Source organism: Aristaeella lactis, from assembly GCF_018118585.1.
Taxonomy (GTDB): domain Bacteria; phylum Bacillota; class Clostridia; order Christensenellales; family Aristaeellaceae; genus Aristaeella; species Aristaeella lactis.
In genome coordinates, this window is the sequence record NZ_CP069421.1 from 1,286,888 (window position 1) to 1,304,903 (window position 18,016).

Here is an 18,016-nt window from a genome sequence, read left to right on the forward strand (position 1 = left end):
AAAAGTAACTCACACATTCGGCGGCAGCCGTTACCCAATTCAGAAACTTGGACAGTAGCGCAGCTTTTCAGTGCTTCCCCGCCCGCAGGCGGATAATTCTGAATTCTGAATTCTTAATTCTGAATTATTGATATGTTTCCGGGTCCGCCACGGCCCAGAACGCGGGCTTCGGGTTGCCGTTTCCGTCAAACAGCAGCGGATACTGGCTTCCCCGCCAGCTCATCATGTCCGTCAGGCCCCACACCTGAACCGCTTCAAACTGGTCCTTATGGGCGATCAGGATCTTCATTACGTCGGCATAATAATGCGCCTGCTTTTTGAAAGACGCTTCGCTGTTGTTGTCCACGGTGACGTCCAGTTCGCTGACCCGCAGGCTGATGCCCAGGTCGGCAATGGTCTCCACCGCGGTTTTGATCTGCTGGATGGACGGGAATGTCGCGCTGTGATGCATCTGGAAGCCATAGCCGTCAATGTTGCCTTCCGGAATCAGGCTCTTCAGCAGCTTCACAATGCCGTTCAGCTTGCCGGGGATCGCGGTGTTGTAATCGTTGTAATACAGCTTTGTGCCTTCCGGCGCGTACTTGCGGGCATAAGCGTAGGCATAGTTCGGGAAATCATCTCCGATGATCTTCCGCCAGTTGCTGTTCCGCAGCCAGTTGGACCCGTCGTCAATTGCTTCATTCAGGACGTCCCAGGAAACCACAACGCCGGGATAGTTTTCGTCCAGGAACTCAAACACGCCCTTGATGTAGTTTTCCAGGCGGCCCAGCATCACATCCCGCTTCACATAGGGTTTCTTGGTGTCATAGCCCTCATGGAAGAAAGCTTCCGGAGTCTGGCTGTGCCATACCAGCACATGGCCGTGCACCTTGATGCCGTTCTGCTGGGCAAAGCGCAGCAGGGCTTTCGCCGCGTCAAAGTGAACCGCCACCGCGGTCTCATCCCCGGTCTCTTTCAGGAGCTTCCGGCTGCCGTTCACGTCCAGCACGGAATCAGGCTTCATCTCGTTTTCAGGGGTCAGGATGCTGAACTGGGTCTTCATCAGGTTCAGCCATTTCGGATCCCGGAACACCATCTGCGGCGCAGCGGATCCGAAATCAAAGGAATCAGCATAGATCTCTTTCAGGCTCGGAACCTCGCCTGCTTCCTCGATCACCATCGGAGGCTCGGTGGGTTTGGGTTCCGGTTCACCTTCGGGAGCGGTCACTGTAAAGTTCCGGATCTCGAAATCCAGTGTATCTGCGCCGGTGGTCTCCACATACAGGACATAGCGGGAAAAATCCCCGGCGGTATAGCTGCCGGTCAGCGTGGTCCATTCGCCCTTCTTCGCTGTACCATGGGCCAGGTTCTCATAGGTTTCAGCCCCGCCGATGGTGTGGGCGATGGAGATCATGAAGTTCGCGCTGTCCAGGTCATCCTGCTTCACTTCAACGCTCAGGTCATACTTTCCGCCCTCAATCAGGGGGAAATCACGGCCCGGGGAGTTCCAGGCGCTCTGGCGGCCGACGGTCTTCAGGGTGCCGTCCGCCGTATGGAAAGACATGGCGCCACGGCCGTACCAGCCGTCCTCGTCCTTTGTGAAATCAGAGGTATAAACCGTTTTCGCATCATCCGCCAGCGCAAGCATACTGCTGCCGAGCAGGGACAGGATCATCAGAAAAGCAAGCAGCTTCTTGATCATGGTATATATCTTCCTTTCCGCTTAAGTTGTTCGTACATATTCTACCTGCTCCCGCGGGAATAATCAAGTTCAAGTGCATGATAAAAACGATTCAGGATTAGCTGAGTACAAAAAAAGGACCGTCCTTTCGGACGGTCCGGGAATGCTTACAGACGATTATTCGCCAGCGCCTTCTTCAGCGGGAGCTTCTTCAGCTTCGGCAGCAGCGGCAGCTTCAGCAGCAGCCTTCTCAGCGTCAACTTCTTCCTGAGTCTTGTCGCCGTTGAACACGTCGCAGCGGCCCTGGAATGCCGGCAGAGCAGCCTCGATGATCTCAGCGGGGGTACCGCCGCCCAGGTTCCAGGTGATCTCGGTGATGGAGCTGTTGCGGTCACCGATCAGGTTGAACTTCATGATGGTGGCGTTCTCGCCCTTACGCAGCATGGCGTAGGTTTCTTCGATAGCGCGGTCATCCGTCAGAGCATAGTAGTTGGTGGCCCAGGCATCTTCATCAGTGCCGGGAGTGGGCATGGCCCACAGGGTGAACAGCTGCTCGAGCTTCAGAGCGGTCTCTTCGTCATACACGTTCGGAACGCCGAAGACGTTGTTGTCAGCAGCGGAGGTGTAACGGTTGGCGCGCGGTCCCTTGGGAGTAGCCACGAAGCCCCACTCGTCAGCAACCTGGTTGATGGTGCTGTTGCCGTTGAAGCCTTCGTAGGACTGACCGATCATGAAGGCCACGTTGCCTTCCGGCCAGAACCTCTGATAGTCGTCCCAGGCTTCGTTAGGCCGCATGTACTTGTTGCCCCAGGCAATACGGGTTTCGAGAGCTTCTTTCATCTCGTCGCTGTCGATAGCGGGAACCAGTTTGCCGGCATCATTGTACTTGTAGAAGTCAGCTTCGTTGGAAACAACCAGAGCCACGGTGACATCGTCGCCGTTACCGGTCAGAGCATAGACGTCCAGTTCGCCATCGTTGTCGATGTCGCGCTGCACTTTGTCCATGTACTCTTCCATCTTGGCCCAGGTCCATTCGCCGGACGCCTGCAGGTCATACAGCTCGTTCCAGTCGATGTTCGCTTCTTCCAGGATCCGCTTGTTGAAGAACACGCCCTGACGGGGTTCAACAGCAGCGCCCATGGTCACGCCGTAGCACACGCCGTCCTTGGTCATGAAATCAACGGTAGCGTCATTGAACACGCCCAGATCCAGACCGTAGGTCCAGGGCATATACAGGCCGTTGGCCAGAGGAGCGCCTGCGAAACCGGAGCTGATGCCCACGATGCAGAGCTTGGAGTTGTCTTTGTTAGCGACCATGTTGGCCAGCTCGGTGGGGTTGCCTGCCCAGTCGGACAGAGCCTGCAGATGGACCTTAACATGGTAGGTTTCCATCAGCCAGTCCTGATAGTCATACTGGAGCTGCTGGTCTTCAGAAGGATCGTCAGAACGGGTGTCATCAGACCACCAGTCATAGAAGTACACATCCGCGCCACCGAAGTCCAGGCCTTCGATGATTGCCGGATAACCTTCCGGAACTTCTTCGGCAGCAGCGAAACTGCAGCAGCCGAGCAGCAGCATAGCCGCCAATACCAGGGCAATGATTTTCTTCATACGAGAAAACCTCCTTTTTTATTTCCCTACAGATTTCCCGCGGAAACCTGTATAGGTGCAGTTGTAAGTGCGGGACCCCCGCTGTTCAGGACAATTATAGACCGGTTTATACATTTTTTCAAGTATTGGTTCGTACATTTTCAGCATTTTTTGTCGCCCGGATATTATTCCTTGGAGCCCGTCATCGCAAGGCTTTCCACAAATGTACGCTGCGTGAAGCAGTACAGGATGATCAGCGGAATACAGCAGAAAAGCACGGCGATGGAGATCAGCTGCAGGGAGCGCCCGTTCGTCACGGTGATGGCATCCGTCAGGGATGTGGAATAATACCGTCCCATCCGCGTGGTCATGGTGCTCATCTGGACAGCGTACAGCGTATATCCGCTCAGGAAGTTCCGGCTGTAGAACAGGTCTGTCCACTGCCATACAAAGCTGAACAGGAAGCAGCTGGCAATGATCGGCACAGCGTCCGGCAGCATGATCTTCAGGAAGGTATGCATCGTTCCGCAGCCATCCACATAGGCCGCTTCTTCCAGGCTTTCCGGAACACCCTTGAAATACTGTCTCAGCATGTAGATGTACAGGCCGTCCTTCAGGCCCATACAGGTCAGGCACATCATGATGTATGGCCAGATCGATGTACGGATACTCAGCGTGTCCCCTGTCGTCGCCTTGAATATACCCAGGATGTCAAACTTGGAGAAGGTCATATACAGGGCGGACTGGATTGTCTGGGGCGGAATGATGATCAGGGCCACTACACAGGCAAACCAGAATTTCTTCAGCGGGAACTCAAACCGGGCGAATCCGTAAGCCACCAGCGTAGTGGAGATCACCTGGCAGACGGACATCAGGATGGAAATCCAGAGGGTATTGACCATGGATTCCGGGAAGTTCGTCAGGGCTGCCACGTCCACATAATTCTGCAGCGTCACATGTCGCGGCAGGACCACGATGGTGGAATCGTAAAGATCGTTTTCCTCCATGAAACTCATGGCGAAACGGTTCACCATCGGCTGGATGATCATGAAGCACAGACCGAACATCAGCAGTGCGCGGAAAACCGAGATTGCGATCTCCTTGCCGCGGCGCTTCATCAGGTAGCCGCCGCTGCGGCGGTTCCTTTCCCAGAAGCTTTTGTTTTCACCGATAAAGATCGTGTTGCCTTTATTCATAGGATTTCACCGCCCCTGTGATAATGATCGAGCTGACACCGATGAACGCCAGCGCCACGCCGAAGTAGATCCAGCTTTCAGCGGAAGCCACACCCAGGTCCATCTGTACGCCGTACATTACCTCGTTGATGTGTTCGATGACCTTGTTATCGTTCTTCATGAAGAAGTCGATGATCGTGTAGATGCAGTTAACCAGGAGCAGCGGGCTGACCATCGGGAAAGTGATCTTCCAGAAGGATTCCCACGCGGAACAGCCTTCCACGTCCGCCGCCTCATACAGGGAGGGCGAAATGGACTGCAGGCCGCTCAGGAACACGATGATCTGGATACCGCTGGCCATGACGATGTCATAGATGGAATCGATCATCTGGAAAATGATTTTGAAAACGTCATTGCCCACGCCGGACAGCTTCAGCAGGTCCTCCAGCGCAGCGGATACGTTCACGCCCGAGCTGTTCTGAACCGATTCGTTGATGCTCTTCATCAGGTTCAGGATGTCGTTGGAGGATTCAATGCCGGGCAGCACGCCGGATGAAAGGATAACCGGCAGGAAGAAGATGATGCGGCAGATGATCCGGCCCTTGAATTTCTGGTTCAGGATGACCGCGATCACGAAGCTCAGCACCAGGGTGGCGATCACATTGATGGCCATCCGGCCGATCTCATCCACCAGGTACTTATTGAAGTTGGGATCCGTTCCGAAGGCATACTCATAGTTGCCAAGGCCCATAGGCGTCATGGCGCCGGTCAGGATGTTCACCTGGCTCATGCTCATCCTGACGGAAAGGATCATGGGGCGGATCATAAAGACCAGGAAACCGATAATAAACGGAAGGATAAACCGGTATCCGGTACGTGCCCTCCTGGCAGGTATGGTCCGGTAGATCTTGTTCCCCGGGATCATCATCTGGAAAGCTTCAACGATCCCGCTGTACCAGTGTTCCCGGTACACCCTGTTCTTTTTGCTCATTGTCCGCCACCTCTTTTCACGAGATAATCCCGGGCAGGTACACGGACACCGCCGGCACTGTATTCATAATCGTTATAGTTGACGTATACCTTGGTGCCGTCCGCATACTCGGTCAGGGACACGCCGTCCGCCAGCTTCTCATGACCGGTCATTTCCTGGATGTTCAGGCCGGCCATTTCCTTCTGGTAGCGGCTGATGATCTCCAGTGCCTGATCCTTCCACGGATCATATCCGGCGGAATGATAGCAGCTGAAAGTGGAATCCCGGAGCACAAGGGTGCTGGTCTTCATAAAGGTGAAGTTCAGGCCGGCGCCGTATTCGGCACATTCCAGCACAGTATCCTGGTAATTGCCGGCCAGGTTGATCGGCGCGCCGGTATAGTTCTTGAGTCCGTGGATCGCCATCTGATAGAAAGGCACCTTTTCATCGATGATACCGTAGGTGTTGCCTGTCAGGTCCATATCCGTGATCAGGTCAGCGTAAGGCAGCGCGTATTCGTTGCCTTTCTTGATGGAGATCTTCAGACCGCCGGCGTCCGCATCCTTCAGTGTCTGGATGTTCATAGCCTTCACCTGCTCACGGGTGACCGTGTCTCCGTCATAATAGTCGGAGCTCAGCAGATTGCCGATATCGCGGAAGGCTACGCCGGCCGCCTGCCGGTCCTTCAGCGCGTTCAGCAGGTTCGCCGCACATCTCTGCGCGTATTCCGGCCGTACCAGGTAATAGGGATCCATCCACTCGCTCAGCCGGTAGGTCACGATATCATAGGGATAAAGCTTTGCGACTTCCCGGGTGGTATACCGGGATGCGTTGGTGAACGGGATAAAGCCGTTGAAGATGCCGCTGTTGTAGGCGAAGCAGGTGATCCCGTCATAATACAGATCAACGTTCTTTTCTTTGGCATGATCCGTCAGTTTTTTCATGCCCGCGTCGCCGCCCAGCTCACCGACTGTGTGGACGCTGGTCAGCACCCGCTGGCGTACGCCGCCGTTGGCCCATCCGGTCACGCGGATATTCAGATTCCTGATATCTGCTTCTGTCAGTTCATCCAGGATTTCCTCTGTTTCGCTGAAAGTGGTTCCCGGAACGATGGAATCCACCGGAACGCCGAACCTGACCTGTTTCTTGTCAATGGCGCCGACGATCTCCACATTCACCGGCATATCTTCCCGGACTTCGGTCTGTTTCATACCCGGCTTGGCCTTCAGGTATTCTGAATAAGCCTTGGCCATGGCCACATAACCGTTATCATCCAGGAACCTGTACCGCTGGATGACCGTGTCATCCGGGATCTTGTTCTCATACATGAGCATCATCCGCGGAGACCGCTTGGTCACGTCATAGGTATCGGAATGGATCACGTTGTACTTGGCATAGACGGTGTTGTATTCCGTCAGCCGTCCGGCAATATCCGCGCTGATGGCGCCGTAGGAGTTCGCGCCTTCCATCAGGCACAGGAACGCGCCGTCCTGCTGGCTCATGCCGAAAGCGTCAAAGGAAGCTTCTGTTTCGTTGATGACTTCTGTCCGTTTGGTACCGTAGTCCCATCCGAACATGTTGGCATAGTAGGCGCTCTGGGAAACCTTGCCGTTGTTGTAGCGGATCAGGGACCCGCCGCCTTCGGGCACCAGGATAAATCCTTCGTCATTCTTTCCGCCCGCACCGAACATCGGCAGGAGGCTGACGTAGGTGATCGGGTAATCGCCCTCACAGGTGATCGCGGAATAAGGCACCTCCACCACGAGGTCCTTCCCTTCCAGGCGGTAGATCACACTGACATTGAAGACTGCCCTGCTCTTTTCCTTCTCGCCTGCTTTCAGTTCCTCGTCGATCGCCAGCTCATCGGCATTATAGCCGACCTTGGCGAAATAGTCCTCCGCGGTCTGCTTGCCCTTGGCGTCCAGTCCGTCTTTGAGGATGTAGAGCGGCTGTTCCGTCACGCTGGGGTACAGGGCGATCACTTCGTCCTTGTTCTTTTTCTTGTCCAGCTTGGAGGGCTCATAGAGGGAATAATAGTTGGACAGTTTTTTCCGGTCCTTTTTGTCCAGCTGGTTGGTGAAGTTTTCATACCGTTCCTTGGTGATGGCATTGGGGATCATATAGATCCTCTCCAGTTTGCCGATCGCGTAATCCGCCCGGATGGAACCGTCATCCAGCGGAACGATGTTGAAGGACTGATACGCAACAGAGTTGGTATAGTTGTTCAGTTCGATGGTGGTAATGGAATCGATGTAAGTCACACCGAGGGTGGAGGACAGAACGTCCGCGTTCACGCCGCGGGCCAGGGCGTCCTTGTCCCTTTCCGGCGGGTTGGAATACCACACCTTGCCGGTAGCTTTGTTGGTCACGGTGAACTGGGTGTTGGCCGCGTCCATTTCAAACAGCAGGTATTCATTTTCCATGGTCAGGGGTTTGCTGTCCCCGTCATAGTAGAAAACGGAGGTGGGCCTGCCGAAGGAACGCTCCTGCCTGGAATAGATCGGAACCATAACGAACACGATCAGTGCAGCAAGTGCAACCAGCACAATGATCCAGGGAAGCAGCCGGCGGATGATGCTCTTCTTTTTCATACTCATCATCCCTCCTTAATTCAAACGGAATGCCATCTCGCGGTACAGGCTGACAAAGAAGCCGATCGCATCGCTGAGCAGGCTGAAGAATGTGAGTGCCAGGAAAATGATCACGCATCCTCCGAATATGGTCACAAAGATAAAGATGAAGGTTTTGCCGGGACCGTAATCGTGGATCTGCATCAGGCCGATAAATACCAGGAAGAAGCACCAGATCACGCTGACGCTCAGCATAACACTGTAAAGGCTTCCCTCTTCAAAGGTCAGCATGTTGCTGACCAGGATCATCGGCAGCTGGATGATGATATAGGGCACCAGCGCGTAGCACATCGCGATATAGATATCGCGGAACTTGCCCTTGCCTTCAAACAGGGTGGTCATGGCCCAGTTGGCAATGCACAGAACCAGGAAGGGCAGCAGCAGCGATGCCATCTGCTCCCAGATGTTGACATGCTGAACAGCCACATCATAGAACTGGAAACTTGTGCACAGGATCTTCAGCACGTAGGTGATCAGGAACAGGGCCAGGAAAGTGTTGGCCGCGCCGACCGTTCCATGGTTCTCACGGGTCAGGTCCCAGTATCCGTCAAAGGGATGGGTGATCACATGAAACGCGTACTTGATCGCGTGGGTGTAACGGCTCCACCAGGAATTGCTTCCGGCTGCGCTCAGTACACCGTCACTGCTCACGACGGACTTTGCTGTGCTCATGCATGATCACCTCCCACTTCATTCTCTTGATCCGGCCCAGGAGCAGCGGAATGATGATCACCGCTGCCAGGATCGCGACAATCCAGCCGATGTTCTTTTCCACCCATTCCTTCCGGTACAGTTTGAAGACCCGACCGTAGTTTTCCCGGTCATGCGCCATCTTATAATATTCCATGGCTTCCTCAAACTTGTCTTCCCGCAGGATGGAGCGGGCAACGCCGCGGAACGCCAGGGAATAGTTGGCGTTGTTCTTCAGCACGTCCTGCCAGACTTCCGCGCTGCCTTCGTAGTCACCTTCGTGATACTTCTCATTGGCCAGGTAGATCGTCCTGCCGTACTCGGTGGGGGTGAACACCGTGATGTTGTTCTTCACCTCGTCCAGCACGAACAGGTCCCTGTCCATATGCTCCAGCGCGATAGCCCGCATGAAGGCGCCGTCCGTGCTTCCGCGGGTACCGAAGGCCCACAGCATGACGCCCTGAGGATCGTATCCGAACAGGCGGCCGCGGATCCGGTCCAGCGCGACGTAGATATCATCGTCGAACACGGTGATGTCCGTCATCCGGCTGGGACCGTAATAGGTGGAGTCCGCTTCCTTCCACCACAGGTCGCCGATGGGCGGCCATTTGTCGTTCTTAATCAGGATATCATTTCCCAGACTGTTCAGCCGGCGGATCGGCTTGGCCTGGTCGCTGTCCAGTTCGGCTTCCTTGAAGGACGTCGTGGTGACGTAGATGAAGCCGTCCTTGTCCATATAAAGGTTTTCATATTCCGTGGGAACGAACGCCGTGGACTGTGCCCGCTGTTCCGCGGTCTGGAAGTACCGTTTCCAGAGGTATTCCGCCATATTGTATTTAACCGGCGTTGCCCCGATGAAACCGGTGAAGGTTCCGTCCGCCTCGTATTTGACCAGGCCCTTGTTCACGTTCGTGGCCAGCACGTACACGCGGCCGGCCACGTCCACCGTCAGCTTCTTCGGCAGGTAATCCTGCGCCTGGTTGAAGGTGGGATCAGAAGGCTTGGTGTATTCCCGGATCAGGTTCAGGTCCTTGTCCATCATCACGACCCGGTGGTTGGAATAGTCCGCCACATAGATGTTTTCCGCATCATCCACGAAAACATCGTAGGGAGTGTTGAAGTCATTGACCGACGCTCCCTCAACCTTGTCGATCACCCGGACCACATGATACTGTTCGTTTTCATGTTTGATCTGGATAATGCGGTTGTTGCCCGTGTCGACGACATACAGGTTGTTTCCCTGTACAAACAGGCCCTGGGGCTTGTTCAGCTTTTTCCCGTTCAGGTTTTCCAGGCCAAGGCTGATGCTGTCCAGCACAGTTTTGATCCGGTACGCGTCCGGAGACTCTTGCACATCGCGCCAGTAGTCATATCCGTACGTATAGGAGGTGCTGTAGCCATCCTTGTTCAGGTTGAAGCTGTCGTCTGCCAGGGCGCAGGCCGCGGGCAGCAGGAGCATCAGGATCAGCAGAAAGGAGACTGCCTTTTTCATCATCACTCACTCCCCTCCCTTAGTCCTTGATGCCGGAGGAGGCCATGGTCTCCAGGATCCGGCTCTGGCTGAAGATAAAGATAAGGATCGGAACCATTGTGATAATCATTGTGGCCGCGGCCGTTTCACCCGTACGTGCGATATTGGTCATGGTCTGGCCCTGGATCTGGTTCATGGCGTAGACCAGCGGCTTTTTCGCTTCAGAATAGATCAGCGTTGTGGCCGGGTTGTTCCACAGGGCCTGCACGCTGAAGATGATCATCGTCAGCCAGGCAGGCTTGACGTTGGGCATCACGATGCTCCAGAACACCCGGAACCGGCTGGCGCCGTCAATGGTCGCCGCCTCGATCAGGGCTGTGGGCAGTCCTTCCATGAACTGCTTCATCAGGAACAGGCCGATCGGAGCGCAGAAGGCCGGCAGGATCAGGGACCAGTAGGTATCCACCATGCCCAGCTTGCTCATGATCAGGTAGTTCGGAATACCGGTCACGTAACCGGAGAACATCAGGCAGGTGGTGACCAGGCCGAAGAACAGCCGTCCGCCGGGGAATTCATACTTGGCCAGTACGAAGGCCGCCATGCCGGCAACGACCAGGTGGCCGAATGTACCGACAACCGTTACGAAGATGGTGTTCATCAGGTACCGGCTGAACGGAACGAAGCTCTTCCCCATCGTGACAAACAGGTCGGAGAAGTTGTCCAGGGTCGGATGGCTGGGCCAGATGGGCGGCGGAATCCGCAGCAGTTCATCCAGCGGTTTCAGCGCTGAACCGATCATGAAGAACAGCGGGAAGAACATCGCCATAGCGACGATCAGCAGCATCAGGTAGATCACGATATCGCCGCCGATGGACCGGTTGGGATGGCGCCGGGTGATCAGATGCTTCTTCGGCACTTCGATCTTCTGGCCCAGCCGTTCCGCCTGCTCATGCAGAATATCGCCGCGGGTCTTCACCACAACAGGCTTATCCGCCCAGTTCTTGTCCATGAAGCTGTGAAGCTTCAGGCCCTGGGCCAGTTCAAACACATATCGGGTGTCATCCTTCAGGATGACCGTAATCTGGCTGGTGGTGCCGCCCCGGCGGATGTTGTCCATCCGGTTCATCCGGGCGTAATGCCACTCGGCCATGGGCTCCTTTTTGCCCTTGGCATAGAATGCCGCACCCTGTTCACCCGCGACCAGTTCGCCGCGGAATTTTTTTCCGTTGATCAGCTGCAGGGTACCGCTGGATCTGACCGTATTGTTCTCACTCATATCAGGTACCCACCCTTCCCAGCAACGCGGCGATTGCTTTCTTACTGATGATCATAGCCAGGAACAGGATTACCGCGACGGCACTGGCGTAGCCCATCTCAAACCGGACGAAACCGTAGTCGAACAGGTGGGTAACCACCGTGCGCGCGGCATAGTCCGTGGAGGGAAAACCGCACAGGGCCCGCGGAACGTCGCTGATATTGAAAGAGGAAGCGATGCTCATAACCGCGCCGAACAGCAGCATGGGCTTCATGCTGGGCAGCGTGATATGGTACAGCTCCTGCCAGCGGTTGCGGACGCCGTCCACATAACCCGCTTCATACATGCTGCGGTCGATGCCCTGGAAACCGGCCACAAAGCTCAGGAAGCCGGTACCCATGCTCATCCACAGGCTGACAATGATAACGATGGTCAGCATATACCGGGGATCCAGCAGCCACATGTTCGGCGCGTTCAGGATGCCCAGCTCGATCAGGATGGAGTTCAGCCAGCCATAGGCATCGGCACGGAACAGGGTGCTGAAAACCGTGATGGCGCCGGCGCCCAGCGAGGGAGCGTAGAAAACGATCACCGCGATTGCCCGCAGCCACTTCGGCAGTTCATTGATAAACCAGGCGAACAGGAAGGACAGGATATATCCCACCGGTCCGACGATCACCGCGCAGACGAGGGTGTTTTTGATGGAAGTCAGGAACACTTCGTCCTGCAGGATCAGGTTGATGTAGTTCTGGAGGCCGATAAACCGCGGGGGCTCCAGGATGTTGTAATAGGTAAAGCTCAGAACGATGGACGTTGCGATCGGCAGGATAAAGAAGGTGAAAAACAGGATCGCATACGGCGCGAGGAACAGGTAGCATCCCTTGTTCCGCTTCGCCAGCGTCCAGCCATGAGCCATCTTTTCCCGCTTCATGGTCAGGAATCTTGACGCAAAAGACTGTGACTGCATGATTGCTCTTCCTCCTTCCTTCCTCAATCGATCGGCAGGTTGAATTCCCGCCGTTTTATCTTGATCTCTTCGTTAATGGTCCGCGCGTAGGTCAGCAGCGTTTCCCGCTTGTCTTCCTTGTTGTTGATCACGCGGCGGATGGCGTTGATCAGGTGACGGACTGTGGAGTAACCGCCGGCGATCTCAGGCCATCCCCTGGTATACTGTGCCTGCTCCTGCAGCACCTTCAGCTGTTTGCCGGACCAGGCCAGCTGCTTCACCGCTTCCTGGTTCGCGGTCTGGTACCGGGCGGAAGCGCCCAGGATACTTTCCATCTCGCGGCCGAAGCGGACCTGCGTGTCTGTGCTGACCCACCACTTCATGAACTCCCAGGCGTTCTGTTTCACCTTTTCGTCATCCGTGGCGATCATCATGCAGCAAAGGCCGCTTGTCTGTCCGGTATGATCAATGGTGCCGTCCTCCTTCTTCGTGCCGGGCAGCAGGGTGAAGTCCCACAGGCCCCGGATTTCAGGAGCGGAAACCATCAGCTGGTTGTACATGTCATAGTTGGATACGCCCAGGGGCATCTGGCCGCTGCGGAAACGGCTCTTGAAGTCGAACACCGTCGGCAGGCCGTAATCGTTATACAGGCTCGTGTACAGGGAGAAGCCCGCCACGCCGGCTTCGCTGTCGACCAGCGTCCGCTTGGCATCCTTGTCATAGATGGATCCGCCGTTCTGGAAGATCATGGAGTCCAGGATCGACGCGTCCGCATTGACGATATCCGGGAAGGAAACACCGAACTCCAGGCTGTTGCCCTGGAGGGTCGGCAGCTGGGCAATCACTTCATCCCAGGTCTGGGGAATCGGCAGGCCCAGTTCCTCCATGATGTCCTTGCGGTAGAACAGCACCGGGTAGTTCATGGTCTCGGGAAGGCCGTAAACACCGGAATGGGTACCATCGTTGTAGATCATCGGCTCGATGATGCTGCTGGTGAAATCTTTGGTGACTTCCTCATAATCATCGAACTGGGTCAGGTCTTCCACCGCGTGGCGCATGGCGTAGTTCACGGCGAACCAGCTGCTCAGGTTCAGGGTGATGTCCGGTCCGTTACCGGCCACAACCGCCGGCAGGATCGCGTCCTGAAGCACCAGCTTCAGGTTGACCTTAATGCCGGTCTTTGCCGTGAAGGAGTCGTCCACCATGGTCTTCATGACCGTGCTCTGGTCGCGGCCGGTGGTGATCCAGATCTCCAGCACGTCATCCGTATCTTCGTATTTGTCGCCCAGGCTGTTGTAGTCGATCGTGAAGGAGCTCACGCAGCTGCGGATCTCATGGATCACATCCTGGAAAACATTGCTGTTCACTTCAGGGATCTTCGCGTTCTCACCGGTCACCATGATCAGGTCCACGTCCAGTTTGCTTTCGGACATGTTCTGCATGGCGGTACCCAGGGAGGTGATATTGTCCTTGAAGTTGGAGAAGGATTCCGTGATCCTTTCATTGTGCTCCACAAACTTCTCCAGCTGGTTGGCCAGCGTCTGGGCCGCGGCGATCCGGTCGCTCTTCTCACCGGTGGTGGCCACTGTATCGTCCACGATCTTGTACAGGCGCTTGCTTTCCAGATCCATACCCTCGATGACTTCGGGGTAAACCTGGTCCAGCTTGTAATCGCGGTACCGGTCCGGATTCACACCGGTCAGCACCAGCACCTTGCGGTAGATCTGGTTCAGGCGGTAGATGCTGTCCTCCACATTTTTCAGAATCGGACCCATCTCGCCCAGGGTGACTTCCATCCGGATGGTGTGATCACCCTTGGTCAGATAGAAACGGCAGGGATTTCCGTCCTTGTCACTCAGGGTGCGCATTTCCCAGTTGTTCCGGTAGCTGAAAGTCACGGCTTCCAGGTCTTCAAAGGGAACCACGCCGTCAATGTAGATCATCCGGGCGGACAGGGCACCGCGCTGGTACATCTGCCTTGCCTTGATGGAGATGTTGTAGTAACCGTCCTCCGGAACGGAGAAGGGCCATTCAATCCATTCACCGGGGTTGGTCCAGGCATCGCCGCCGATATAGTTCAGGATGGTATTGCTGACAGAATAGGGCTCTGTCAGGGCGGAGCTGCGGTCATAGCGGGCGTACAGGCTCGGTTCGCTCCGCAGCTTGGAGGACTCACCCTGGATCGTCTGGCTGTAATTCAGTCCCGTCTCGGTCATGGTGACCTCGGGCTGCGCCGCGAGATATTCCTCATACGTCGGGAACTTTGCGATAGGCAGCAGCCGGACGGCGCACAGGATCACAGGCTCGTTGACAGCCCGGATCGTCAGCTCATTTTCGCCTTCATTGAAATAGAAGGCGTAGGGCTCCGTCTGGTAACCCATGTCATCCTTGCAGTAGGCAGTCTGCTTCTCAAAGCGTTCCACCTGCGTGGGACGGACGTCATTCCCCTGGTTGTCCTTCCGCACCTCGCCGGCGTCCGTCCACAACCGGGGAAAAGAAAGCGTGCTCGCGCCGGAGAAGGGTACTTCCCCATTGATCGCGATCTCACGCTCAATATCAATACCGCGGCTTTCCACGGTAAGGTAATCCAGTTGTATGTTGTACAGGCCGGCCTTGGGCATAGTAACCTTCCAGGTCAGGTCAGACTCGTCCGCCGTCATGATGCCGTCCGCGCAGACTTCGCCGCCTTCACCTTCGAAGGAGGCCAGGTCCACTTCCACGGCTTCTGTAACCGCCGGCAGGTCCTTGTACTGCTCCAGGTAGGCAGTATAAGTGTTGCTCCGGCCGATACCGGTTACATCGGTGGACAGGTCGACGCCCTCGTACTTGCTCTTGAAATTGTTTTCGGAGCGGCTGAGCAGCCAGATTCCGCCAATCACAAGAACAGCGACAAGGACGCCGATGAGAATGTTCCGCCATTTCCTTGACATGAGTTCATCTCTCCCAATCACGGCGTTGAGACGCCGCAAAAATCAAGTATCCGGGATTGTTAAATTGGTTGGAATTACACCAGAAATAAACCTTTTTAATTATATAGATATTACTGTTGCATGTCAAATGTACGTACAACAAGGCGGTGCCATTTCGGCACCGCCTTCCGGAAATGTTTTCAGTGTTGAAAAACCTATGATTATCTGATCTCAGCGCCCAGTTTGAACTTCAGGTTGCCAAGAATTTTTTTAATGTATTTATCAAGTTCTTCGGGCTGGAGGGGCTTGTCATCCGCCTCAAAAGTGATCTTGAAGGCCATGCTCTTGCGGCCCTCACCGATCTGCTCGCCCCGGTAGATATCGAACAGCTCCACATCGCTGACCTTCGGGCAGGCCCGGGCGATCTCGTGCATCAGGTCGCCGCAGGGCGTTTCCTCCGCAACGGTCAGTGCCAGGTCTCGTACGGCAGCCGGGAACGCGGACAGCGGACGGTAACGGAAGCTGGCGGCCATATGGCTCATCATGGTTCCGTAGTCGATCTCGCCCAGGAAGATCTTGTGGTTGGACTTGGCATCCTTGTGCAGCTTCAGTTCGCCGGTTACTTCATTCGCCAGCTTGCCGAAGCAGCCGATCCGCTCCCCTTCGCAAAGGATGTAGGCGGCGATGCCGGGATGCAGCCACGGCACGTCCGTGGCGCGTTCCACGTCGAACTTCAGGCCCAGCGCCTTCCCCAGGGCTTCCACCGTACCCTTGACGGTGAAGAAGTCTTCCTGCTCGCCGAAGGCGGCAAAGCCAAGGTGCGGCCGTTCGTCCGGCAGTTCCCCGCCCTCACGCGGGATATAGATATTGCTGATCTCGAAGATCCGGCCTTCGTTGTTGCCCTTCTTCAGGTTCTCCACAACCACGTTCATCAGGCTGGGTACCAGCAGGGGCCGCATGATGGCCAGGTTCGCGGAGATCGGGTTTTTGATCCGCAGCACATTCCGTTCCGGCGCGTCCTCCGGGATCCGCATGAAATCCAGGTCGCTGTCGGCATAGAAGGACAGCGTGTAGGCCTCGTGGTATCCCTGGCCGCACATGATGCGGCAGACCCGTTCCTTCCGCTGCTGTGCGGGAGTCTTTCCGCCGGTGGTCACGGTGGCGTTCTTCAGGAAGGTGGGGGTTACATGGTCATAACCGTACTCACGGATCACTTCCTCCGCCAGGTCCGGCTCACCGACCTCGATATCCTCACGGTACCGGGGCGCGGTTACATCCAGGGTGTCCCCGTCCTGCTTCACTTCAAAGCTCAGGTTCTTCAGGATCCGGAGCACGTCCTCCGCGGGCACCTCAATGCCCAGGATGTCGTTGATCCGCTTCAGGCTGGCAGTGAAACGCTTGCCGGTCCGCGGCGCGCCCGCGCTGCAGTCAAAGGCGCTGGAGGTGATCTCGCCGCAGCCCAGCTCCTGGATCAGGTGCAGGGCCCGGGCCATGCCCAGCTCCGTAATGTATTCGCTGATGCCCTTCTCAAACCGGGCGGAAGAATCGCTGCTCTGTCCGAGCGCGCGGGAGGTCCGGCGAACGTTGTCCCGGGCGAACTTCGCCGCTTCAAACAGCAGCTGGGTGGTGTTTTCCGTAATTTCGCTGTTCAGGCCGCCCATGATGCCCGCCAGGGCCACCGGACGGTTGCCGTCGCAGATCACCAGGTTTTCAGGCGTCAGGGTGAATTCCTTCTCATCCAGGGTCTGGATCTTCTCCCCGTCCTTTGCCCGGCGGACGATGATCCGGCGATCCTGCAGCTGGTCCATGTCAAAGGCATGCATCGGCTGGCCGATCTCCAGCAGCACGTAGTTGGTGATATCCACCACGTTGGAAATGCTGCGCAGTCCGCACAGGGCCAGGTTGCGCTTCATCCAGCGGGGGCTCTCCCCTACGGTGATGTTCCGCACGCCGTGTCCCAGGTAACGGGGGCACAGATCCGGCGCTTCCACCGTGATATCTAGGCCCGGGAACTTGTAGTCGCTCACGGTGTAGTCCGTGGCGGGCATTTTCAGTTCCTTGCCCAGTGCCGCGGCAACCTCCCGGGCAATGCCGAGCACGCTCTGGCAGTCCGGACGGTTCGCCGTGATGGAAATGTCAAAGATATAATCGTTCATTCCGACCACTTCGCGGATATCGGTTCCGGGAACGGTATCCTTCGGCAGGTCCATCAGTCCGTAAACCTCCGCGCCGGGATACAGGTCATCGTTCAGGCCCAGTTCCTCACCGGAGCACAGCATGCCGTCGGAGGGAATGCCTTTCAGGGGCTTCGCCTTGATAGTGATCCCGCCCGGCAGGGTAGAATTGTCCAGCGCGGCGGGCGTATGCATGCCGGCATATACGTTCGGGGCACCGGTCACGATCTGGATCGGGTTGCCGTAGGAACCGCAGTTCACCTGGCAGATCTGCAGGTGGGTTCCTTCCACCGGTTCGCAGGAGAGCACCTCGCCCACGACCACGCGGCTGACCTCCTTCCCCAGGTCGATCAGCTCCTCCACTTCAAATCCGCAGCCGAAGAGCTTCTCTTCCAGCTCCTCCGCCGTGATGTCAATATCCACATATTCCTTTAACCAGCTGTACGGAACCTTCATTTTTTATCTCTCCTGCCCTGCATTTTCGCCTTTATCATGAGTATAAACCACTTTGGATTTACACTGTATCATTTTTCATTCTTCATTCTT

General features: G+C 56.1%; 11 protein-coding genes. All 11 read right to left on the bottom strand.

The genetic code is table 11. The features are described from left to right. Positions 1-124: 124 nt before the first annotated feature. Complete coding sequence (locus JYE50_RS05960) at positions 125-1,681, bottom strand: endo-1,4-beta-xylanase (RefSeq protein ID WP_084097527.1); 1,557 nt, start codon at positions 1,679-1,681, stop codon at positions 125-127. A 156-nt stretch (positions 1,682-1,837) separates the two neighbouring features. After that, positions 1,838-3,271 carry an ABC transporter substrate-binding protein gene (locus JYE50_RS05965; RefSeq protein WP_084097526.1) on the bottom strand — a complete coding sequence of 478 codons (1,434 nt, stop codon included), beginning with the start codon at positions 3,269-3,271 and terminating at the stop codon, positions 1,838-1,840. A gap of 164 nt (positions 3,272-3,435) precedes the next feature. Further along, a complete protein-coding gene (locus JYE50_RS05970) occupies positions 3,436-4,446 on the bottom strand; it encodes a carbohydrate ABC transporter permease (RefSeq protein ID WP_084097524.1) in 1,011 nt (336 codons plus the stop codon). Continuing rightward, on the bottom strand, positions 4,439-5,416 hold the full coding sequence (locus JYE50_RS05975) for a carbohydrate ABC transporter permease (protein ID WP_283399264.1): 978 nt from the start codon (positions 5,414-5,416) through the stop codon (positions 4,439-4,441). Before JYE50_RS05975 ends, JYE50_RS05970 begins: the two co-directional genes overlap by 8 nt. Beyond that, positions 5,413-7,986: a DUF5696 domain-containing protein gene (locus tag JYE50_RS05980; RefSeq protein ID WP_084097522.1), complete on the bottom strand. Its 2,574-nt coding sequence runs from the start codon at positions 7,984-7,986 to the stop codon at positions 5,413-5,415. Before JYE50_RS05980 ends, JYE50_RS05975 begins: the two co-directional genes overlap by 4 nt. 15 nt (positions 7,987-8,001) lie before the next feature. After that, on the bottom strand, positions 8,002-8,697 hold the full coding sequence (locus tag JYE50_RS05985; protein WP_084097520.1) for a Yip1 family protein: 696 nt from the start codon (positions 8,695-8,697) through the stop codon (positions 8,002-8,004). Next, positions 8,666-10,213, bottom strand: coding sequence for an NHL repeat-containing protein (locus tag JYE50_RS05990; protein WP_179138457.1), 1,548 nt, complete (start codon positions 10,211-10,213; stop codon positions 8,666-8,668). Before JYE50_RS05990 ends, JYE50_RS05985 begins: the two co-directional genes overlap by 32 nt. A 13-nt stretch (positions 10,214-10,226) precedes the next feature. Further along, a complete protein-coding gene (locus tag JYE50_RS05995; RefSeq protein ID WP_283399263.1) occupies positions 10,227-11,462 on the bottom strand; it encodes a carbohydrate ABC transporter permease in 1,236 nt (411 codons plus the stop codon). Between the two features lies 1 nt (position 11,463). Then, the gene (locus JYE50_RS06000; RefSeq protein ID WP_084097516.1) at positions 11,464-12,408 is read right to left on the bottom strand and encodes a carbohydrate ABC transporter permease; all 945 of its coding nucleotides are present in this window, start codon (positions 12,406-12,408) and stop codon (positions 11,464-11,466) included. Positions 12,409-12,431: 23 nt separating this feature from the next. Then, on the bottom strand, positions 12,432-15,317 hold the full coding sequence (locus tag JYE50_RS06005; RefSeq protein WP_084097514.1) for an extracellular solute-binding protein: 2,886 nt from the start codon (positions 15,315-15,317) through the stop codon (positions 12,432-12,434). 200 nt (positions 15,318-15,517) lie between these two features. Then, on the bottom strand, positions 15,518-17,926 hold the full coding sequence (pheT, locus tag JYE50_RS06010; protein ID WP_084097512.1) for a phenylalanine--tRNA ligase subunit beta: 2,409 nt from the start codon (positions 17,924-17,926) through the stop codon (positions 15,518-15,520). Between the last annotated feature and the right edge of the window lie 90 nt (positions 17,927-18,016).